Here is a 22,112-nt window from a genome sequence, read left to right as displayed (position 1 = left end):
AGGTATTAACAGCCATCCAAGCAGCGCCTGCCTTAGCATATGGGCGGTCATCATCGGAAGATCCGTATGTCTACTACCCTCCCCCCACGCTTGCGCCCGTTGGCGCTTCTGGCGTTCCTGAGCCTGTCCCTGGCCGGCTGCGACGACAGCGCCGAACAGGAAGTACAGGCCCCCACCCCGCAAGTGCGGGTGGAAACCCTGCAACTGCAACCTCTGGCCATCAGCAGCGAACTCAGCGGTCGCATCCTGGCGCCGCGCACCGCCGAAGTCCGCGCCCGGGTGGCTGGCGTGGTGCTCAAGCGGGTGTACCGCGAAGGCAGCGACGTCAAGCAAGGCGATGTGCTGTTCCTGATCGACCCGGCGCCGTTCAAGGCCGACCATGACAGCGCCCGCGCCACCCTGGCCAAGGCCGAGGCCACGCTGTACCAGGCACGCCTGCAAGAGCAGCGCTACCGTGAGCTGGTCGACGACAAGGCCGTCAGCCGCCAGGAATACGACAACGCCAGGGCGGCGTTCCTGCAGGCCGATGCCGCCGTCGCCGAAGCCAGGGCCGCCCTGGAGCGTGCCCGCCTGAACCTGGGCTACGCCACCGTGACCGCACCGATATCCGGCCGTATCGGTCGCGCCCTGGTCACCGAAGGCGCGCTGGTCGGGCAGAACGAGACTACGCCGCTGGCGACCATCCAGCAGTTGGACCCGATCCACGCCGATGTCACCCAGTCGACGCGTGAACTCAACGCCTTGCGCCGGGCCCTGCGAGCGGGTGAGCTGCAGCAGGTCGGTGACGGTCAGGCCCGTGCCACGCTGATCCAGGACGATGGCAGCGCCTATCCGTTGCCGGGCAAGCTGCTGTTCTCCGATATCAGCGTCGACCCCAGCACCAACCAGATCACCCTGCGCAGCGAGTTCCCCAACCCGGACCTCGACCTGCTGCCCGGCAGCTACGTACGCGTGCGCCTGGAGCAGGCCGTGCAGCCCAAAGGCCTGAGCGTGCCGCAACGCGCCATCCTGCGCGACAGTGCTGGCGTGCCCAAGGTACTGGTGGTCGACCCACAGGCCCGGGTCAGCGATCGCCAGGTGGTCCTGGGCAGCGCCCAGGGCGACCGCTGGATCGTCAGCGAAGGCCTGGCGCCCGGCGAGCGGGTGGTGGTCGAGGGCCTGCAACACGTCAAGGCCGGTGACCAGGTGCAGGTCGACAATGCATCCGGGGCGCCGCCCATCGCACAGCACACTGGCCAGTGAGGGCCTGATTCATGCCGCAATTCTTCATCGACCGCCCGGTATTCGCCTGGGTGGTCGCACTGTTCATCCTGCTCGCCGGCGCGCTGGCCATCCCGCAGCTGCCGGTGGCCCAGTACCCCAATGTGGCACCGCCGCAAGTGGAGATCTACGCCGTGTACCCGGGCGCCTCGGCGGCGACCATGGACGAAAGCGTGGTCAGCCTGATCGAGCAGGAGCTCAACGGCGCCGACAACCTGCTGTACTTCGAGTCGCAGAGCAGCCTGGGCAGCGCCACCATCACCGCCACCTTCGCCCCGGGCACCAACCCGGACCTGGCCCAGGTCGACGTGCAGAACCGCTTGAAAGTGGTCGAGTCGCGCCTGCCGCGCCCGGTCACCCAGCAAGGGCTGCAGGTGGAGAAGGTATCCACCGGTTTCCTGCTGCTGGCCACGCTCACCTCCGAGGACGGCAAGCTCGACGAAACCGCGCTGTCGGATATTCTTGCGCGCAACGTGATGGATGAGATCCGCCGCCTCAAGGGCGTCGGCAAGGCCCAGCTGTACGGCTCGGAGCGCGCCATGCGCATCTGGATCGACCCGCGCAAGCTGATCGGCTTCAACCTCACGCCCAACGACGTGGCTGCGGCGGTCGCGGCGCAGAACATCCAGGTTGCGCCTGGCAGCATCGGCGACCTGCCCGGCCGCAGCACCCAGGAAATCACCGCCAACGTGGTGGTCAAGGGCCAGTTGAGCACCCCCGAGGAATTCGCCGCCATTGTCCTGCGCGCCAACCCGGACGGCTCCAGCGTTACCATCGGTGATGTCGCCCGGGTCGAGATCGGCGCCCAGGAGTACCAGTACGGCACCCGCCTCAACGGCAAGCCGGCCACCGCCTTCAGCGTGCAGCTGGCGCCGGGGGCCAACGCCATGGAAACCGCCACGTTGGTGCGGGCAAAGATGCACGACCTGGCGCGCTACTTCCCCGCAGGCGTGAAGTACGACATCCCCTACGACACCTCACCGTTCGTCAAGGTGTCGATCGAGCAGGTGATCAACACCCTGTTCGAGGCCATGCTGCTGGTGTTCGCGGTGATGTTCCTGTTCCTGCAGAACCTGCGCTACACCCTGATCCCCACCCTGGTGGTGCCGGTGGCGCTGATGGGCACCTTTGCCGTCATGCTGGCCATGGGCTTCTCGGTCAACGTACTGACCCTGTTCGGCATGGTGCTGGCCATCGGCATCCTGGTCGACGATGCCATCGTGGTGGTGGAGAACGTCGAGCGGATCATGGCCGAGGAAGGCCTGCCGCCGAAAGCGGCCACGCGCAAGGCCATGGGCCAGATCAGCGGCGCGATAGTCGGCATCACCCTGGTGCTGGTCGCAGTGTTCCTGCCCATGGCCTTCATGCCAGGCTCGGTGGGCGTGATCTACCAGCAGTTCGCGCTGTCGATGGCGGTGTCGATCCTGTTCTCGGCATTTCTTGCCCTCAGCCTCACCCCGGCACTGTGCGCCACCCTGCTCAAGCCGGTGGCCAAAGGCGAGCAGCATGAGCGCAAAGGTTTCTTCGGCTGGTTCAACCGCCGTTTCGAGGGCATGAGCAACGGCTACCAGCGCTGGGTGATGCAGGCGCTCAGGCGCAGTGGCCGCTACCTGCTGGTGTACGCGGTGCTGCTGGCCGTGCTGGGCTATGGCTTCAGCCAGTTGCCGACGGCGTTCCTGCCTACCGAAGACCAGGGCTACACCATCACCGACATCCAGCTGCCACCAGGCGCCAGCCGCATGCGCACCGAACAGGTGGCGGCCCAGATCGAGGCGCACAACGCCGAGGAGCCAGGCGTGGGCAACACCACGCTGATTCTCGGCTTCAGCTTCTCGGGTAGCGGGCAGAACGCGGCGCTGGCCTTCACCACGCTCAAGGACTGGTCCGAGCGCGGTGGCGATGACAGCGCCCAGTCGATCGCCGACCGTGCCACCCTGGCCTTCGCCCAGCTCAAGGACGCCGTGGCGTTCTCCGTGCTGCCGCCACCGATCGACGGCCTCGGTGAGTCGACCGGCTTCGAGTTCCGCCTGCAGGACCGCGGCGGCATGGGCCACGCCGCACTGATGGCCGCCCGCGACGAGCTGCTGGCCAATGCGGGCAAGAGCAAGGTCCTGGCCAACGTGCGCGAAGCGTCGCTGGCGGAAAGCCCGCAGATCCAGCTGGAAATCGACCGCCGCCAGGCCAACGCCCTGGGCGTATCGTTCGCCGATATCGGCACGGTCCTGGACGTGGCCGTGGGCTCCAGTTACGTCAACGACTTCCCCAACCAGGGCCGCATGCAGCGGGTGGTGGTGCAGGCCGAAGGCGACCAGCGCAGCCAGGTCGAGGACCTGCTGAGGATCCACGTGCGCAACGACAGCGGCAAGATGGTGCCGTTGGGTGCATTCGTCCAGGCCAGATGGGTCAGCGGCCCGGTGCAGCTGACGCGTTACAACGGCTACCCGGCAGTGTCGATTTCCGGCGAGCCGGCGGCCGGCTACAGCTCGGGCGAAGCCATGGCCGAGATCGAGCGCCTGGTGGCCCAGCTGCCGGCCGGTTCCGGCCTGGAATGGACCGGCCTGTCGCTGCAGGAACGGCTGTCCGGCAGCCAGGCGCCGATGTTGATGGCGCTGTCGTTGCTGGTGGTGTTCCTGTGCCTGGCGGCACTGTACGAAAGCTGGTCGATCCCGACCGCAGTGCTGCTGGTGGTGCCGCTTGGGGTACTCGGCGCGGTGCTGGCCGTGACCCTGCGCGGTATGCCCAACGACGTGTTCTTCAAGGTTGGCCTGATCACCCTGATCGGTTTGTCGGCGAAGAACGCCATTCTCATCATCGAGTTCGCCAAGAGCCTGGTCGACCAGGGCGTCGATGCCGTTGACGCCGCCGTGCAAGCCGCACGCCTGCGCCTGCGCCCGATCGTGATGACCTCGCTGGCGTTCATTCTTGGCGTGGTCCCCCTGGCCATCGCCAGCGGCGCCAGCTCGGCCAGCCAGCAGGCGATCGGCACCGGGGTGATCGGCGGCATGCTGAGCGCCACCCTGGCGGTGGTGTTCGTGCCGGTGTTCTTCGTCGTGGTGATGCGCCTGGCCGGGCGCCGCCAAGCGCGTGATAGCGACATACCGAGCATGGCCAGCGAGCGCTGACTGGACAAGCAGCGCGTGACATGGGAGGGTTCCCGGCAATGACTGCCCGGAACCCTTTTTCATGCCTGATGCACTGCCACCCTGCTCGATCCTCATTCTTGCCGGCGGCCGCGGCCAGCGCATGGGCGGCCGCGACAAGGGCCTGATCGACTGGCAGGGCGAACCGCTGGTGGCGCATGTGCAGCGCGTGGTACGCCCGCTCAGCGATGACCTGGTGATTTCCTGCAACCGTAACCAGCAGGCCTACCGGGCGTATGCCGACCAGTTGGTGGGCGATGCCGAGGCGGACTACCCCGGGCCGTTGGCGGGGGTGATTGCCGGGCTCAAGGTGGCGCGGCATGAATGGGTGGTGCTGCTGGCCTGTGATGCGCCGCTGGTTGACCGGGGGTTGATCGAGGACCTGCTGCGGCTGGCGGTGCCCCGTGACAGTGCGGCCATGGTGCGCCAGGGTGGCTACTGGCAGCCAATGTTCAGCGTGTTGCCACGTCGGCTGTTGCCGGTGCTGGAGCAGGCCTGGGCAGCGGGTGAACGGAGTTTGCAGAAGGCCTTGCTGCGTGAAGCGGTGCAAGGGCTGGAATGTAGTGACGATGATCGCAGGTTGAGCAACTTCAACAGCCCGGAGCTGTTGCAAGGCTGAGATCATCTACTGCCTGTGCCGGCCTCTTCGCGGGCACGCCCGCTCCCACAGGTACTGCACAGGCCTCAAGGCCAGTGGAGAACCTGTGGGAGCGGGTTTACCCGCGAAGAGGCCAGTGCAGGCGACACATCATCCGGCAGACAGCTCCTCGACACTGATCTCGCGCATGCACCTTGCCGGTCACCGGCATCTGGTTGTTGCCTGACCATCAGGCCTGCGCGGTCCTTGTAGGAGCGGCCTTGTGTCGCGAAAGGGCCGCAAAGCGGCCCCGGGATTTCAGCAGCGATGCATGAATTGCCGGGGCTGCTTTGCAGCCCTTTCGCGACACAAGGCCGCTACAGAGGCCCCATTCCCCTTCAGCTGGTGATTTACCCGGCAGCCAGCTCTTCGACACTGATCTCGCGCATGCGGAACTTCTGCACCTTGCCGGTCACCGTCATCGGGAATTCATCGACAAAGCGGAAGTACCGGGGCACCTTGAAGTGCGCTATCCGCGCCTTCGCCCAATCGCGCAGTTCCTCCACACTGGCCGTATGCCCCGGGTGCAGCCGCACCCAGGCCACGATCTCTTCGCCGTACTTGCTGCAGGGCACGCCAATCACCTGCACATCGGCCACCGCCGGGTGGGTGAAGAAGAACTCCTCCAGCTCGCGCGGATAGATGTTTTCGCCGCCGCGAATGATCATGTCCTTGCTGCGCCCGACAATACGCACATAGCCCTGCTCGTCCATTACCGCCAGGTCGCCGGTGTGCATCCAGCCGTCCTGGTCAAGGCTTTCGGCGGTGGCCTCGGGGTTGTTCCAATAGCCCAGCATCACACTGTAACCGCGCGTACACAGCTCACCGATCTCGCCGCGCGGCACGGTGGCGCCGGCGCCATCGATCACTTTGTTCTCCAACCGCGGCTGGGTGCGCCCCACACTGGTCACGCGACGTTCCAGGTCGTCGCTGGCACCAGTCTGCAGCGATACCGGGCTGGTCTCGGTCATGCCATAGGCAATCTGCACCTCGGCCATGTGCATCTCGCCGATCACCCGGCGCATCACCTCGATAGGACAGGTGGCGCCCGCCATGATCCCGGTGCGCAGGCTGGACAGGTCGAATTCGCCACGCTGCGGGTGATCCAGTTCGGCGATGAACATGGTCGGCACGCCATACAGCGCAGTGGCCCGCTCTTCGGCGACCGCACGTAGCGTGGCCAGCGGGTCGAACGCGTCGCTGGGGTAGATCAGGGTACTGCCGTGGGTCATGCAGCCAAGGTTGGCCATGACCATGCCAAAGCAGTGGTACAGCGGCACCGGCACCACCAGCCGGTCATGCTCGGTCAGGCCGAGGCTTTCACCGACCATGTAGCCGTTGTTGAGGATGTTGCTGTGGCTCAGGGTGGCGCCTTTCGGGAAACCGGTGGTGCCCGAGGTGTACTGGATATTGATCGGGTCGTCGCAGCGCAGCTGTGCCTGGCGCTCGGCCAAGGCTTCACGGCTGACAGCCGTGGCACGCGCCTGCAGCTCGTGCCAGGCGAGAAAGCCCGGCGGTGGCGCGGCAGCCAGGCTGACAACACCGCGCAACTCGGGGAAGCGATCGCAGATCAGGGCGCCCGGCTGGTCGCTGGCCAGACCCGGTACCAGGCCCAGCAGCATGGCGTGGTAATCGGAGGTCTTGAAAGCGTCGGCGCAGATCACCCAGCGGCAGCCGGACTGGCCAAGGGCGTAGTCCAGTTCGCTGGAGCGGTAGGCCGGGTTGATGTTGACCAGGATCGCGCCAACCTTGGCACTGGCGAACTGGGTGATGCACCATTCGGCGCAGTTGGGTGCCCAGATGCCCAGGCGGTCGCCGGGTTGCACGCCCAAGGCCATCAGGGCGCGGGCGTGCTGGTCAACTGCAGCGGCCAGTTGGCGCCAGGTGTAGCGCAGGGCCTGGTGGCGGACTACCAAGGCTTCGCGATCGGGGAAGCGGGCGACGGTGGCGTCGAAGGCATCGCCGATGCATTGGCTGAGCAGGGCTTTGTCCTGGTTACCCTGGGAGTAGCTTGGCTGGGGCATGGGTGTTCTCTTGTTGTTTTTATAGTGTTTGTACTGGCCTCTTCGCGGGTAAGCCCGCTCCCACAGGATCACCACAGGTTTCAGAACTTGCGCCTTACCTGTGGGAGCGGGCTTGCCCGCGAAGAAAGCAACACCGGTTTAACGAATGAACACCTGCGGCGTCGTGGTCGACATGTCACCACCCGGCAACTTGATGTTCTTCACTTTCTCCAGCGTATCCGGGTTGAACACCGCCAGGTCGTTGAAGGTGCCGCCCAGGTACAGTTTGTCGCCCTTCTTGTCGAACGTGACGCAGTAATAGGTGTGCTCCAGATTAGCCGCCTTGATCAGCTTGCGCTGCTTGAGGTCGTACTTGGCCAGGCGGTTGAGTACGCCGTAGATCTGGTTCGGGTCTTTTGGCGAACGCAGCCCGGTGAAGTACAGCTCGGTCAGGTCGGCGAATTCCTGGGTGTGGGTCCTGCCGGTCTTCAGGTCGACGCTCAGGTAGCCATACAGCAGCTCGGCAGTGGCCGGGTCCTGCTTGTCATCCTTGAACCTGGCAATGGTGTACAGCATCGAGAACTCATGGCGCGGGCTCTGGTGCGGCCAGAAGTACAGCACGTCCGGGGCGCTGTAGCCTTTGCGGTTCCAGTTGCGCAGCGGCAAGGCCACCGTGTACTTGCCGGTCTTCACATCCATCTTGTAGATGTCCGGCCCGGCGACGTACAGGCTGCCATCGTCCGCCGCACGCATCAGGTACACCTGGCGCGGCATCGGGAAGGTGCGCACCGGCTTGGCCTCCAGGCCATCGGCGGTGCTGAACACTTCCAGCCGCGGTGGCTTCACCACGTAGTGGTCGTTCAGTCGCTGGGTCGGGTTGACCGTGGCATAGACTTCCTTGCCGTCCGGGCTGATGGCGAACGAGTACATCGACCGCCCCACCTCTCCCGGCACACTGGACAGGTTGGCGTGGAAGGTGTTCCTGCAGGTGTCCAGGTCGATGCCGTAGATGTCACCGTAGTGGTTGTTGAGCACGTAGGCGGTGCGGTTGTCCGGCGCCATCATCGCGGTGCCTGGGCCGAACTTGTCGGGCATCACGCAGCTCTTGTACACCGTGTCGCTGGCCACATCGACCACGTGCAAGTTGTTCGGGTAGTTGGTCACGATCATGTATTCGTGGCCAGCCTTCAGCGCCGGCCCGGTGTCGGCGGCCTGTACCAGCCCGGCACAGGCCGTGGCGGCGATGGTGAGCGCGAGTGACGCGCAGCGTCCAGCTTTCATGCGGTTTCCCCTTGTCATTCTTGTTGGGCCGGTCACTTGTCTTTCGGGAACACGGTGCCGAGGTTGCGCCAGTCTTGCGCCGAGTTGCTCGCCTGGGCGTTCCAGTCCTGGTAGGTGCTCATCATGTCCGGCACCTGGGCCGGCCACCAGCAAGGGTCGGAGCAGCCATACAGGTCGGCCTCCATCGGCTGGCACAGCGAGCTCACGCCACCAAAGGCGTCCACTTCCCAGCCCGGGTCGGTGGTGGCGGTGCAGCCCGCCACCGCACTCATGGCCATGACTTCTTCGACGCGGTCTTCGGCGGCGGCCTGTTCGAGGATGCGCGCCTTGTTGTTCAGGGGCTTCAAGTGCTTCATGTCAGTGCGCCTTCCGCGGAGTGATGTAGCGATCGATGAAGGCCGGGTTGGCGGCCATGATGCGGCTGTAGACTTCGATGCCGAAGTCGACCCAGTCGCGCATCAGTTCGCAATAGTGGTAGGTCGGGTGCTGCGGGTCGCCATAGCGGGCATAGCTTTCGTGGTAGCAGCCGCCGGAGCACAGGTTGCGGATGCGACAGCTGTCGCAGCCGGTGTTGCTGCGGTCCAGGCGCTGCGACAGGAAGTCGTTGAGCTGCGCCTGCTTCACCCCCTGGTGCACATTGCCGAAGGTCGGCAGGCTGGAACCGGTGAAGCGATGGCACAGGTTCAGCTCACCTTCGTGGTCCACGGCCAGCATCTTCAGCCCGGCGCCGCACGGCAGGGCCTTCTTGTGGCCTTCGTGGATGTCGGTAATCAGCTGGTGCAGGTTGGAGAAGCCGATGTTGCGGTGCTCCAGCGCAGCCTCAAGGTAACGCCGGCCCAGCGCCTTCATGTTGGCGAACACCTGCACCAGCTCTTCGCCGGTGAGGTTGAAGTTGGCCATGTCGCCGGAGGTGACCGGGGCAAAGCCGACTTCAGCGAAGCCCAGTTCGTTGAACAGGTGGTTCCAGATGGTCTCGACGTCGGTGATGCCACGGGTCAGCGTGACCCGCGCGCCCACCGGGCGGCTGTGGTAGCGCGACAGCAGCATGTCGACCTTGCGCCGCACCACGTCATAGGTGCCCTGCCCGCCCACGGTGATGCGGTTGCGGTCGTGAACGGTCTTGGGGCCATCGATGCTGACCGACAGGCCGAAGCGGTGGGCGTCGAGCCAGTCGACGATCTCTTCGGTGAGCAAGGTGGCATTGGTGGTCATGATGAACTCCGCCTGCTTGCCCGCCTCGGCGAAGCGCCGCTCGCAGTAGGCGACCATGTGCTCGATCAGTGGCCGGTTGGACAGCGGCTCGCCACCGAAGAACACCACGCTGTAGCGCTGCTCGTCGGGCGACTCCTTGAGCAGCATCTCCACCGAAGCCTCGGCGGTGGCGGTACTCATCTTCCTGCCTGCGGACGGCTTGTCCAGATCTTCCTTGTAGCAGTAGGTGCAACTGAGGTTGCAGCCGGTGTTGACGTTGAGCACTACAGTGTTCAGCGCAGTGCGCTCGACCTGCCTGAGGGCGATTTCCGGGGTCAGCGGCGAGCCGTCGCTGACCAGCTCCAGCGCGATCAGCTCGCGCAGGGTGTCCTGGATATCGCCGCCGGCAAACTGCTGGCCAAGGCGCTGCATCAGCTCTTCGGCCGAGCAGCCTTGCTGGCGCAGGGTGTCGATGATGCCGGCGGTCACCGCATCGGCGGTGAACAGCGAACTGCTGGGGATATGGAACAGCATGCGGTCGGCATCGACCTGCACTTCATGCAGGTTGCGTTCGACCAGGTTCAGTAGTGCGCCCATGGCGACCTCCCGATAATCGATCCGTTGGAAAACCGTAAGCCCCCTGCCGTTACGGCAGCGGCGGGTTGTTCCAGCGCTGTACGGTGACGATCATGTGCCCTTCGCCGGTCTGGCCACCGTCGGCCAGGGTGGCGATGACCTTCAGGTTGCCGGCGTTGTTGGTCATCATCTTGCGCGCCGGGTTGGGGCCGGCGCCGCCGGGCACGAACACGCCATCGGCCTGCATTTGCCCGGCGAACTTGACGTCTTCGTCCTCGACCGCTCGCTCGTTGAACGGCTCGACCTTCCAGCTGGCCGGCAAGTAGCCGATGCGCAGTGGCTGGCCGTTGGCGTCCTTGCCCCAGGCTTCGGCCTCGAAGCGGCCCTGCACCTTGGGCACCGAGGCGCCGTTTTCGCCGATACGGGCGATGGAGAACGCCGGCACCACTTTCACTTCATCGACTTTGTCGTACACCGCCAGGTTGACGCCCTTGAGCGCCCCCAAGGCGACTTCGCGCTGGCCTGGCTTGGCATCGGCTGCGGCGCGGGCCTTCACCCGTACCAGGGTCGGGGTCTGCTCCAGCACTTCGGTCACTTCCACGCCAGCGCCCAGCTCCGGTTTGCCGGCCAGGCCGCTGCCGACCAGGGTGATCTCGCTTTCGCCACCGGCCTTGATGAATGCCGGTTGTACCGCCAGCAGGCGCGCCTTGCCCTCCTTCACTGCGGTGAAGTCCAGGCCACGCTCGTCGTGCTCGGCCTCGAACATGCGGCCTTTCATTTCGCCATCCAGCGCGGCGAACACCTGGCGCAGGTTGGCGTCGCCGACCTTGACGTTGCCACGCCACTCATAGCCGTTGTAGAGGATCGCCGAACCGCTGCCATTGAACGGCGTGCCGTCGGCATAAGCGCCTTTGACCTCGACCTTGAAGGTGTCGCCCTGGTCAGGCGTGACGCTCATCACCCCGCGCACATCGCCCTTGGCCAGCATGTGGCCGCTGAACGCCCACTGGCCCGGCAGCGCATCGGCCTTGGGCCTGGCCTTCTGCCATTCGGCCCACGCCGCGCTTTCCAGCGGGTAGCGCTTGGCCAGGTCGGGCACCACCTGCTGCAGGGCGATCGGCAGCCAGTCGCGGTCACGCGCCTGGGCCTGGTATTCGAGGGATGGCCATTGGCCGAGGTGGAAGTTGACCAGGTGTTCCCATTCCTTGGCCGGGCGCCGCTGCAAGGCGACACGGGCACCCGAGTGGCAACGGCCACAGGTTTCGCTGAGTTGGGTATCGAACTGCTCGACGGTATTCAGCCGGCGCTCCATGGCGTAACGCACACCATCGGTCTCGCTGGGCGCCAGGCCCTGCTTGTCGGCGAGGTATTTGACCAGGGTGCGGCGGTCGTCGTCGCTGATCTGCAGGCCGTGCATCACCTGCATGCGGGCGATGCTCATCAGCCAGCCTTCCGGTGTTTTACGCTGATGGCTGATACGGCTGTAGGTGTCGTTGCCTTCGGGGATATGGCACCCCATGCACTTGTTCTGCAACAGGCTCGGGCCCTGCTCGGCCGCCATGGCCTGGGTGCTCAGCAGCGCGGCGGCGACCAGCGCCAGTTTGCCCGCATGCCGCCGGAGTCGAGTCGTCTTCAAGGTCAGACCTCCACGGTTGTTGTTCTTATCGTTTTCGCACGCTTTGGAACAGCAGGTGTGCATGTGACGGTTGCGATACAGGAACTGTGCCAGATGTTGTAAAAGTGTTTTCTTTCAACCTGTTAGTCGGTTTTCGGGCGCTTGATGCCAGCAGCGATGGCCAACTGCAGCGTGCCATTTCGCGACAGCGTGTGTCAGGTTGAGACAGGACCGCTACGCAGGCCACTCGCCGGCAAGGACTGGTTAGGGAGGCCACTGTTGCAACACCGTCTCACAGCGTCTCAATGTGCAACAGCGCCACCTTGCAATCCCAGCCTTGCTCGCAGACAAAACCCAACGCCTTCAATGCTTTATCGGCACTTGCCCAGCTTGGCACGGCCATTGCGCCTCTGCCTGTCACACCCAATGACAAGAGGCACAGCCCAATGCTTTCCGAACTGCCCATCCTGCCCGCCACCCGCGCCTTTCTCGAACGCAAGCTGAAGATGCGCATCGGCGCCGACTGGCAGGATGCCGCCAGCGGTCGCACCCTGTCGTTCCGCAACCCCGCCACTGGTGAGGTACTGGGTGAAGTGCCCGCCGCCGACGCCGAAGATGTCGATCGGGCCGTGCGCGCCGCGCGCCAGGCTTTCGACGACTCGCCGTGGAGCCGCCTGCGCCCACGCGAACGGCAGAACCTGCTGTGGCGCCTGGCCGATCTGATGGAGCGCGACGCCCGCCAGCTGGCCGAACTGGAATGCCTGAACAACGGCAAGAGCGCCGCCGTGGCCCAGGTGATGGACGTGCAGCTGGCCATCGATTTTCTGCGCTACATGGCAGGCTGGACCACCAAGATCGAGGGTAGCACTGTCGAACCCTCGCTGCCGTTGCTGCCCAACGACCAGTTCCACGCGTTCGTCCGCCGCGAAGCGGTAGGCGTGGTCGGTGCCATCGTCGCCTGGAACTTCCCGTTGCTGCTGGCCTGCTGGAAGCTCGGCCCGGCCCTGGCTAGCGGTTGCACCGTCGTGCTCAAGCCCGCGGACGAAACACCGCTGAGCGTGCTCAAGCTGGCCGAACTGGTGGACGAAGCCGGCTACCCGGCCGGCGTGTTCAACGTGGTCACCGGCACCGGCCTGAACGCCGGCGCCGCGCTCAGCCGCCACCCCGGCGTGGACAAGCTGACCTTCACCGGCTCCACCGAGGTTGGCAAGCTGATCGGCAAGGCGGCCATGGACAACATGACCCGTGTCACCCTGGAACTCGGCGGCAAGTCGCCGACCATTGTCATGCCCGATGCCAACCTGCAGGAGGCGGCTGCCGGCGCCGCCACGGCGATCTTCTTCAACCAGGGCCAGGTGTGCTGCGCAGGCTCCCGGCTGTATGTACACCGCAAGCACTTCGACAACGTGGTGGCCGACATCGCCGGCATCGCCAACGGCATGAAACTCGGCAACGGACTGGACCCGGCGGTGCAGATGGGGCCGTTGATCTCGGCCAAGCAGCAGGACCGGGTCACCGGCTACATCGAGCTTGGCCGTGAACTGGGAGCGACCATCGCCTGTGGCGGCGAAGGCTTCGGGCCAGGCTACTTCGTCAAGCCGACGGTGATCGTCGACGTCGGCCAGCGCCACCGCCTGGTTCAGGAAGAAATCTTCGGGCCAGTGCTGGTGGCGATGCCGTTCGACGACATCGACGAAGTGCTCGGCCTGGCCAATGACAACCCCTATGGGCTGGGCGCGAGCATCTGGTCGAACGACCTGGCCGCCGTGCACCGGATGATCCCACGCATCAAGTCGGGGTCGGTGTGGGTCAACTGCCACAGCGCGCTGGACCCGGCCCTGCCGTTTGGCGGCTACAAGATGTCCGGTGTCGGCCGCGAGATGGGCGCGGCGGCCATCGAGCATTACACCGAGCTGAAATCGGTGCTGATCAAGCTCTGACGACGCCCCTGGTCTGGCCCTGGCGCCAGCAAGCCAGCTCCACAGGTAAACCACTGCTCTCGCAGCCTGTGCTGCCCCGGTGGGGCTGGCTTGACGGTGATCGAGCCGCAACACGGCCCCGGATTTTCAGCGATAGCCCTGCTCGGCCAGCCAACGCCGCAACGTCATCTGCTGCCCTACCGGCCGACCGGTCAAGACTGCCTCGAGTGGCCGGCCAGCCTGCAACGCCCGCACGACTGGCGCCAACTCCAGCCCCTGCAAATGCCACACCCCCAGCGGCTGATCCGCCGTCACCACCACCTCGGCCTCGTCCACCCAGCCATCGCGCAACACCGGCCGCCGCTCAACCCTGAGCGCCTGCCAGTCTGCCGCCACATGCAACGCTTGCCCATCCGGCCATGCCTGGCGTCGGTCCCAGAACGGCTGCCCCATCCGAGTCTGTTCCTGGCCATAGAAATCCCGCCCGATCCTGGCAAAGCGCAAGAACAGCTGTTCGACCCGCTGCTGGTGAAATTGCCGCGCCAATGCAGCCCGCTCGGGCCGGCACAGCAACGTATTGATCACCACCGGCGCCTGCAACGCCGAAGACAGCGACTGGAATATGCCGTTGCCCGACAACGGGTCAACGGCCATTGCGGCATCGCCCACCCGTATCCAGTCCGGCCCGACGCATTCGCCGGCCAGAATTGCCGTACTACTGCGCGCATGCACCTGCGCCGGCGCCAATGCGTGGGCGTCGAACAGCTCTGCGACCAGAGCGCTGTGCGCCCGCCGCGCTGCACAGTACGCTGCCAACCCGGCCTTGCCCGGCAGACCGGCGGCGTCCAGGGTGACCTGCCAGTAGCAGCGGCCATCTTCCAGTCGCGCCATCCACGCCCAGCCATCCGCCACGCTCTCCACCGCCGATGCTGGCGTACCTGGGCTGCCCTGCCAGACATTGAGCAGGCTGACTGTCTCCGGCCCGCGCAGGCGGTCAGCCGTCAATGGCGCCTGACGGCCACGGGCCTCGACCAAAAAATCGGCCAGCAATACCTGCCCGTCGTCCATACGCACCTGATGAGCGCCGGCGTGCGAGACGTCGCGCACGCGCCCCTCGACCACGCTTACGCCCGCCTGTTGAAGATCGTCGCGCAGCGCCCGGTCAAACCGTTGCCGGTCGAGCAGGAATTCCTGGTTCAGTTGCAGTTGCCGGCCGTTCCATTGCACCCGTCGCGTGGCCGGCAGCGCCGCCTGGCCCAGGGCAGCGCCAAGGCCCGCGTGACGCAGCCCCTCCAGCACCCGCTGTGAAACCCCTTCGACCGCCGCGAAGCGCCGCCACTCGGACACCACCGTGACCGGGTAGCCCAGGCGCCGCAAGCCAATGGCCGTGGCCGCGCCCGCCGGGCCTGCGCCCAGCACCACAATGCGCGGTTCAGCCATGCCCGCCCCCTCGTCGCTCGGGGCCGACGAACGCCGCATGCTGGCGCAACCAGTCATGCACCTGCGGGCGGCCCATGCCGGGCGCCTCACGCAACAGCGCGGCGATCCGCCCGCTCATGGCCGCGCACCCCAGGCTCGCGCCGGCCCTGCCACCCGCCCCCACATAGCCGCCGAAGTCTGCCTGCCGGGTGCCAAGCCACGACCATTGGCCCGGCGCGCAGCGGGCGTCACCAGTGACTCGAATCACCCCTGGGTAGCTCGCCGGATACACCGGTCCGCCTTGTGCCGGGCTGGAGGCACACAGCAGCACGCCGGCGGCCACGGCTTCGGCACACGCCTGGTGCAGCACGGGCCGATCCTGCTGCAGGCCAAGGCTGAGGTTGACCAACCTGGCCCCCGCCTCTACCAGCCACAGCAGCGCGGCCGCGACCTGCAACGCACTGGTACTGGCCTGGTCAGTGAACACCTGGGCCACCAGCACCGGCACCGACCCGGCCTCACGCTGCAAGGCGTCCAGTACCGCACCCCCGTGCCCGAGCAGGTCGGGTAGTGTCTCACCTTCGCGCAACTGGCCATCCTCCAGCCAGAAACGTCGCGCCCCCCGCAGCGCGCGGACCTGTTCCGGCGAGCAGCCGCTGTCGATGATGCCCACGCACAGATCAGTGCCCATGGGTGAGCATCTCCCGCGGCAACACCTGCAGTTGGCCATCGTGCAGTTGCAGGTGCAGGTCGGCATCGGCCAGGGTCGATGCACGGTGGCTGATCAGGATCCGCGTACGGCCGGCAAACAACTGGTCGATGGCCGCGATCACGTCACGCTCGGTCGCTTCGTCCACCGCCGAGGTGGCCTCGTCCAGCACCAGGATCGCCGGGGCCTGCAGCACCGCGCGGGCGATGGCGATGCGTTGCTTCTGGCCGCCGGACAATTGCTGGCCACGCTCACCGAGCAGGCCGTCCAGGCCCTGTGGCAAGCTTTCGACCAGGCTGTCCAGCCGTGCCAGGTGCACGACCCGCTCAAGCTCTGCGCGGGTGGCTTCGGGCATGCCGTAGGCCAGGTTCTGCGCCAGGGTGCCACGGAACAGCACGATGTCCTGACTGACCACCGCGATGCACCGGCGCAATGCGACCAGGTCCAGCTCGCGCAGGTCGGTGCCGTCGAGCAGAATGCGCCCGGCATCCGGGTCGTAGAAGCGCTGCAACAGGTCGATCAGGGTCGACTTGCCGCCCCCCGAAGCACCGCTGATGGCCACTTTCAGGCCACCGGGTACGCACAGATGCACGTTGTTCAGCACCATGCCCTGGCGCCCTTCATGGGCGAAGCTCAGCGCCTCCAGGCGCAGTTCGCCCGGGCCAGCGGGTATCGGCTGAGGGTTGGCCGGCGAGCGCACGGTTACGGCCTGCTGCTTGAGTTCCATTACCCGCCCCAGGCTCACGGCCATGCGCTGCACCGCCACGTACAGGCCCAGCAGGCTTTGCACCGGGCCGACCGCCATGCCCATGTAGGTGGAAAAAGCGATCAGCGCACCTAGCTGCCAGGTGCCCTGGATCACCCACCAGCCGCCGACCAGGAACGCGCAGGCGCGACACCAGGAGGTCAGCGTACCGGGGATGGCCTGGGTGAAGAACTCGGTAACCTGTACCTTGAGCAACTGACGCATGTAGCCCTGGCCCAGCTGGTCCAGGCGCCCGGCCTCGCGCTCTTGCTGGCCGGCCGCCTGGATGAACTTCATCGCCGGCAACGTTTCCACCAGGAACGCCGACACATCTGCCGAACGTTCGCGCAGGTTGCGCACTTCATGCTCGACCTTGCGCCGCATCCAGCGCAGCCACAGCACTTCGATCGGCACCAGCAGCGCCAGCAGCAGCGACAACTGCCACGACAGCATCAGCATCAACGCCAACGCGCCCGCCAGGCCAATCACCGCGGACACCGCCGAGAACAGTGAATCCACGGCAAAGCGCTGGATCTCCGCCACGTCACCATCCAGCCGCGACAGCAGGTCGCCGATACGTCGCCGACCATAGAACGTCGGCGACAATTGCTGCAGGTGCCGATAAAGGTCATCGCGCAGGGCAAACAGGATGCGCCCCGACAAACGCGTGTGCAGGTAGCGGTTGACCCCGGCCAGCACAGTGCCCAGCAGGCCGGCAGCGATCATGATCGCCGCCATGTGCCACAGCGTCTGGTAGTCCTTGGCCAGCAAGCCCTCGTCGATCAGTGTCTTGACCAGCCAGGGTTGCGCCAGGGCCAGCAGCGAGGCGCCCAGCGACAAGCCCAGCAACAAGCCGATGGCGCGCCGATGCGGGCGCACGAAACTGTACAACCAGGCCAACGCCTGGCGCATGAGGACCGGGTTGCTGGACTCTACCAGCCGGGCGAACAGGCTGCCCATGTCAGCCCCGCAGCTGTTTGAGCTTGCGGTACAACGTGGCCCGGCTGATACCAAGCGCCTCGGCGGCGGCGGACACGTTGCCCTGGTGGCGCGCCAGGGCGCCGCGGATCATTTCCAGTTCGTTGTCCTTGAGGCTGCCGGAGGCTGGCGTGGCGCTGGCCAGTTCGTCCAGCAGGCAATCGGTGAGGTGGTCCAGGGTCAGCACTTGCTCGCCGTCCTCGCGCATGGCCAGTGCCGTGCGCACGACCATTTCCAGCTGGCGGATGTTGCCCGGCCAGTCGAACCCTGCGAGCAACGCGCTCAGCGCCGGGTCGAGCGTGACCCCGCGCGCCTCGGACTTGTCCAGCAATCCCTGGATGATCGCGGCCAGGTCATCGCGCTCGCGCAGCGCCGGCAGGCGCAGCGACACGCCGTTGACCCGGTAGTACAGGTCCTCGCGGAAACGCTGCTCCTGTACCAGGCGCTTGAGGTCGCGGTGAGTGGCGCAGATCAGCGCCACGTCAATGTCCTGCTCGTCACCCGCCCCCAGCGGCGCCACCCGCCGCTCCTGCAACACGCGCAGCAGGCGCGCCTGCAGGGCCAGCGGCATGTCGCCGATCTCGTCGAGGAACAGCGTGCCGCCATGAGCCTGCATCAGCCGCCCGACCATGCCACCCCGGCGCGAACCGGTAAACGCGCCCTCGCGGTAGCCAAACAGCTCGGACTCGATCAGCCCTTCGGGAATGGCCGCGCAGTTGACCGCCACGAACGGCTTGTCGGCCCGCGCGCTGGCCTGGTGCAAGGCCCGGGCGACCACTTCCTTGCCGGTGCCGGTCTCACCCAGCAGCAGCACCGGCAGGCCACTGCCCAAGCCCTGGCCGGCCATGCGCAGGTTGCGTGCCAGGCGTGGGTCACCACCGGCCAGGGCATCCAGTGCCGGCGACTGCTTGCTCGGCGCCGGCTTGCCGGCCGGTGTGCTGCCATTGACCCGGGCATGGCGCGGCAACTGCAGGGCGCGGAAATGAAACTCGCCCTTGGCCGTTTGCACACTGCTCACCCCGCCCTGCCACAGGCGGGCGATGAAGGCCGGTGCACGTTCGCCCAACAGGTCGCTGCTGCGCCGCCCGATCAATTCATGGCGCAGCACTTGCAACAACTGGCAGGCACTGTCGTTGGCGGCCAGTACTTCGCCATCCAGGCTCAGTGCCAGCAGCCCATGCCAGGCGCTGTTGAGGTACTGCGGGCGGCTGTGGAAAGCCAGCACCCACTGCTCCGGGTGGCACAAGCCGAACAGCCGGCTTTCGATGTTGCCGGCTGCCAGCATCAGCGTCGACAAGCTGTCCTGGGGCTGCGCCATCACGCCTTCGCGGGTGATGTCGAGCACACCGATCACTTCGCCTTGCGGGTCGCGCAGCGGCACGGAGGTGCAGGAGAACGGGCTGAGGCGGTCCAGGTAATGTTCGCCGCAGTTGATCAGCGTTGGCCGGCCTTCCACCACCGCCGTGCCGATGGCATTGGTGCCGCGCAGCGACTCGCTCCAGCAACTGCCCGGGTGCAGGTCGCGCAGGCCTTCGCGCTGCAGCACGTGCTTCTGCCCTTCGATGGTCAGCACATTGGCCTGGGCATCGCCGAGGATGACGATACCGGCCTTGCCCTGGCGCGCGACCAGATAGTCCAGTTCCGGAGTGACGGCGTCGACCAGCAGGCGGTTGCGCTCCAGCAGCATGCGCAAGTCATGGCCTTTCTGCAGGCCCAGACCAACCTGCTCGCCCTGCAGGCAGTCCAGGCCATGGCCCAGGCTGCGGCGCCAGGAGGCGTCTATCTCGTCGCGCAGCATGCCCAGCGGCAGCTCGCCTTCGCTGGCCAGCTTCAAACGGGCCTGGCGGGATTCGTGCAACGGATCGTGGGCGTTTGTTATGAGTTGTCGCGCCATTTTCTTCTCCGGCTGTGCCCCACAGGGTGGCGGGGAACGGGCTTGGGAATTTTCCGCAGTGTGCGCGAGAAAACGCTGGGCGTCATCTGGCAGCTGCGTGGTGCATGGCTTGGGGCAAGACCCGGGCCGCCTGACATCTGGCAATGTTCATGCGGTACTACCTGGCCCTAGGGCCGCGCCCAGTTCGAGGGCCAGCCGAAACCTTGCTAGAGTGGCGGTAGCGTCGGCCAAGGCAAAAATGCAGAATCCCCCTGCAGATATGTCGATTGTGCACGGCAAATTCGCATGACAGGATTCTGCGATCCTCCAGCGAATTCCAGACTTCACTTGGAAAATCAATAACAAAGCAGGGAGAACGCAATGACTGCGCACGCTACTACCTCAGCCACCGCCCCTGTGCTGGCCGAAGTCCGCAACCACATCGGCCACCTGACCCTGAACCGCCCTGCCGGCCTCAATGCCCTGACCCTGGACATGGTGCGCAGCCTGCGCCGGCACTTCGACCTGTGGGCCAACGACCCGCAGGTGCAGGCCGTGGTACTGCGTGGCGAGGGGCCCAAAGGCTTCTGCGCCGGTGGCGACATCCGTTCGCTGCATGACAGCTTCAAAGCGGGCGAAACGCTGCACGAGACGTTCTTCGTCGAGGAATATGCGCTCGACCTGGTCATCCACCATTACCGCAAGCCGGTGCTGGTGCTGATGGACGGCTTCACCTTGGGCGGCGGCATGGGCCTGGCCCAGGGCTGCGACCTGCGCGTGGTCACCGAGCGCAGCCGCCTGGGCATGCCCGAAGTGGGCATCGGTTACTTCCCGGATGTCGGCGGCAGCTACTTCCTGTCGCGCATCCCTGGCGAGCTGGGCACCTATCTGGGCGTCAGCGGCGCGCAGATCCAGGCAGCCGATGCGCTGTACTGCGGCCTGGCCGACTGGTACCTGGCCAGCGACAAGCTCGCCGCCCTCGACCACGGCCTCGACCAGTTGCGCTTTGGCGACCACCCGCTCAAGGACTTGCAGAACCTGCTGGCCAGGCTCGGCACCCAGGTGCTCGACGATGCCCCGCTGGAAAAGCTGCGCCCGGTCATCGACCACTTCTTCGCCCTGCCCGATGTGCCGGCGATCGTCGAGCAACTGCGCGCAGTCAGCATTGGCGACAGCCACGCCTGGGCCGTGGCCACCGCCGAGCAGCTGGAAAGCCGCTCGCCGCTGGCCATGGCGGTTACCCTGGAGATGCTGCGCCGCGGCCGCCACCTGGGCCTGGAGGACTGCTTTGCCATGGAGCTGCACCTGGACCGCCAGTGGTTCCAGCACGGCGACATCATCGAGGGTGTGCGTGCGCTGATCATCGACAAGGACAAGCAGCCACGCTGGAACCCACCGACCCTGACCGCGTTGCAGCGCCAGCGCGTCGAACAATTCTTCGAAGGCCTGTGAGCCGGGGAGTACACAGATGCAAGACCTGGAACTGAGCGAAGAACAGATCATGATCCGCGACATGGCCCGGGACTTCTCCCGCGGCGAGATCGCCCCGCATGCCCAGGCCTGGGAAAAGGCCGGCTGGATCGACGATGGCGTGGTGCGCAAGATGGGCGAACTGGGCCTGCTGGGCATGGTCGTGCCGGAACAATTCGGCGGCAGCTACACCGACTATGTCGCCTACGCCCTGGCCGTCGAAGAGATCGCCGCCGGCTGTGGCGCCACCGGGGCGATGATGAGCATCCACAATTCGGTGGGCTGTGGCCCGCTGCTGGCCTACGGCACTGCCGAGCAGCAACAGCAGTGGTTGCCGCGCCTGGCCAGTGGCGAAGTGATCGGCTGCTTCTGCCTGACCGAACCGCAGGCCGGCTCCGAAGCGCACAACCTGCGCACTCGCGCCGAGCTGGTGGACGGCCAGTGGGTAATCAACGGTGCCAAGCAGTTCGTGAGCAACGCCCGCCGCGCCGGCTTGGCGATCGTCTTCGCGGTGACCGACCCTGAGCTGGGCAAGAAGGGCCTGTCGGCATTCCTGGTGCCCACCGACAAACCGGGCTTCAAGGTCGACCGCAGCGAGCACAAGATGGGCATCCGCGCCTCCGATACCTGCGCCGTGACCTTCGACAACTGCCGCATCCCCGCTGCCAATATCCTCGGTGAACGTGGCAAGGGCCTGGCCATCGCCCTGTCCAACCTCGAAGGCGGCCGCATCGGCATTGCCGCGCAAGCCTTGGGCATTGCCCGCGCCGCCTTCGAAGCCGCGCTGCTGTACTCACGTGACCGCGTGCAGTTCGGCAAGCCGATCAACGAGCACCAGAGCATCGCCAACCTGCTGGCCGACATGCAGGTACAGGTGAATGCCGCGCGCCTGCTCATCCTGCATGCCGCGCGCCTGCGCAGCGCCGGCAAGCCGTGCCTGTCGGAAGCGTCACAGGCCAAGCTGTTCGCTTCGGAAATGGCCGAGCGGGTGTGCTCGATGGCGATCCAGGTGCATGGAGGGTATGGCTACCTGGAGGACTACCCGGTGGAGCGCTACTACCGCGATGCGCGGATCACGCAGATCTATGAAGGCTCGAGCGAGATCCAGCGGATGCTGATTGCCCGCGAGTTGAAGCACTACCCGATTTAAAGCCTTGCACGCACCCTGAGCGGCCTCGTGTCGCGACAGGGCCGCAACGCCGCCCCAGGATGTCAGCTTTGATGCACACATTGCTGGGGCCGCCATGCGGCCCTGTCGCGACACAAGGCCGCTCCTACACAGGCCAGCGTTAACCG

At 66.0% G+C, this 22,112-nt stretch carries 15 protein-coding genes; 6 read left to right on the top strand and 9 right to left on the bottom strand.

Going from position 1 to position 22,112, the window contains the following annotated elements; genetic code table 11:
• Positions 1-66 precede the first annotated feature (66 nt).
• The 3 genes from JKP78_RS01035 to mobA all read left to right on the top strand — a co-directional run bounded on the left by JKP78_RS01035 (position 67) and on the right by mobA (position 5,019).
• The gene (locus JKP78_RS01035; RefSeq protein ID WP_186685750.1) at positions 67-1,242 is read left to right on the top strand and encodes an efflux RND transporter periplasmic adaptor subunit; all 1,176 of its coding nucleotides are present in this window, start codon (positions 67-69) and stop codon (positions 1,240-1,242) included.
• Positions 1,243-1,253: 11 nt separating this feature from the next.
• Entirely contained in the window at positions 1,254-4,382 is a 3,129-nt protein-coding gene (locus JKP78_RS01030; protein ID WP_200625864.1) for an efflux RND transporter permease subunit, read from the top strand.
• A gap of 61 nt (positions 4,383-4,443) precedes the next feature.
• Complete coding sequence (gene mobA / locus JKP78_RS01025; RefSeq protein WP_186685746.1) at positions 4,444-5,019, top strand: molybdenum cofactor guanylyltransferase MobA; 576 nt, start codon at positions 4,444-4,446, stop codon at positions 5,017-5,019.
• A gap of 368 nt (positions 5,020-5,387) precedes the next feature.
• Here the strand turns inward: mobA and JKP78_RS01020 are convergent, their stop codons facing one another.
• The 5 genes from JKP78_RS01020 to peaA all read right to left on the bottom strand — a co-directional run bounded on the left by JKP78_RS01020 (position 5,388) and on the right by peaA (position 11,724).
• On the bottom strand, positions 5,388-7,061 hold the full coding sequence (locus JKP78_RS01020) for a fatty acid CoA ligase family protein (RefSeq protein WP_200625863.1): 1,674 nt from the start codon (positions 7,059-7,061) through the stop codon (positions 5,388-5,390).
• A gap of 138 nt (positions 7,062-7,199) precedes the next feature.
• Positions 7,200-8,321 carry a quinohemoprotein amine dehydrogenase subunit beta gene (peaD, locus tag JKP78_RS01015; protein WP_186676755.1) on the bottom strand — a complete coding sequence of 374 codons (1,122 nt, stop codon included), beginning with the start codon at positions 8,319-8,321 and terminating at the stop codon, positions 7,200-7,202.
• 32 nt (positions 8,322-8,353) lie between these two features.
• Positions 8,354-8,677 carry a quinohemoprotein amine dehydrogenase subunit gamma gene (gene qhpC, locus JKP78_RS01010; RefSeq protein WP_186676745.1) on the bottom strand — a complete coding sequence of 108 codons (324 nt, stop codon included), beginning with the start codon at positions 8,675-8,677 and terminating at the stop codon, positions 8,354-8,356.
• Between the two features lies 1 nt (position 8,678).
• Positions 8,679-10,109 carry a quinohemoprotein amine dehydrogenase maturation protein gene (gene peaB / locus JKP78_RS01005; RefSeq protein WP_200625862.1) on the bottom strand — a complete coding sequence of 477 codons (1,431 nt, stop codon included), beginning with the start codon at positions 10,107-10,109 and terminating at the stop codon, positions 8,679-8,681.
• 49 nt (positions 10,110-10,158) lie between these two features.
• Complete coding sequence (peaA, locus tag JKP78_RS01000; protein ID WP_200625861.1) at positions 10,159-11,724, bottom strand: quinohemoprotein amine dehydrogenase subunit alpha; 1,566 nt, start codon at positions 11,722-11,724, stop codon at positions 10,159-10,161.
• A 425-nt stretch (positions 11,725-12,149) separates the two neighbouring features.
• On the opposite strand from peaA, the gene JKP78_RS00995 reads away from it, so the two are divergent.
• A complete protein-coding gene (locus tag JKP78_RS00995; RefSeq protein WP_200625860.1) occupies positions 12,150-13,643 on the top strand; it encodes an aldehyde dehydrogenase family protein in 1,494 nt (497 codons plus the stop codon).
• Between the two features lie 126 nt (positions 13,644-13,769).
• On the opposite strand, the gene qhpG is transcribed toward JKP78_RS00995, so the two are convergent.
• The 4 genes from qhpG to JKP78_RS00975 are packed head-to-tail and all read right to left on the bottom strand — an operon-like array spanning position 13,770 to position 19,367.
• Positions 13,770-15,062 carry a flavin-dependent monooxygenase QhpG gene (gene qhpG, locus JKP78_RS00990; protein ID WP_200625859.1) on the bottom strand — a complete coding sequence of 431 codons (1,293 nt, stop codon included), beginning with the start codon at positions 15,060-15,062 and terminating at the stop codon, positions 13,770-13,772.
• Entirely contained in the window at positions 15,055-15,732 is a 678-nt protein-coding gene (gene qhpE, locus JKP78_RS00985) for a subtilisin-like serine protease QhpE (protein ID WP_200625858.1), read from the bottom strand. The genes qhpG and qhpE overlap by 8 nt, the downstream gene beginning before the upstream one ends.
• On the bottom strand, positions 15,722-17,455 hold the full coding sequence (locus JKP78_RS00980) for an ABC transporter ATP-binding protein (RefSeq protein WP_200625857.1): 1,734 nt from the start codon (positions 17,453-17,455) through the stop codon (positions 15,722-15,724). Before JKP78_RS00980 ends, qhpE begins: the two co-directional genes overlap by 11 nt.
• Position 17,456: 1 nt before the next feature.
• A complete protein-coding gene (locus JKP78_RS00975; RefSeq protein ID WP_186685732.1) occupies positions 17,457-19,367 on the bottom strand; it encodes a sigma-54-dependent Fis family transcriptional regulator in 1,911 nt (636 codons plus the stop codon).
• A gap of 360 nt (positions 19,368-19,727) precedes the next feature.
• On the opposite strand from JKP78_RS00975, the gene JKP78_RS00970 reads away from it, so the two are divergent.
• Entirely contained in the window at positions 19,728-20,798 is a 1,071-nt protein-coding gene (locus JKP78_RS00970) for an enoyl-CoA hydratase/isomerase family protein (protein ID WP_200625856.1), read from the top strand.
• A 16-nt stretch (positions 20,799-20,814) separates the two neighbouring features.
• On the top strand, positions 20,815-21,966 hold the full coding sequence (locus JKP78_RS00965) for an acyl-CoA dehydrogenase family protein (RefSeq protein WP_186685728.1): 1,152 nt from the start codon (positions 20,815-20,817) through the stop codon (positions 21,964-21,966).
• The last annotated feature ends 146 nt before the right edge of the window (positions 21,967-22,112 follow it).

Source organism: Pseudomonas sp. LAM2023, assembly GCF_016620375.1.
Classification (GTDB): Bacteria; Pseudomonadota; Gammaproteobacteria; order Pseudomonadales; family Pseudomonadaceae; genus Aquipseudomonas; species Aquipseudomonas anuradhapurensis.
This window is presented reverse-complemented; position numbering and strand designations above follow the sequence as displayed.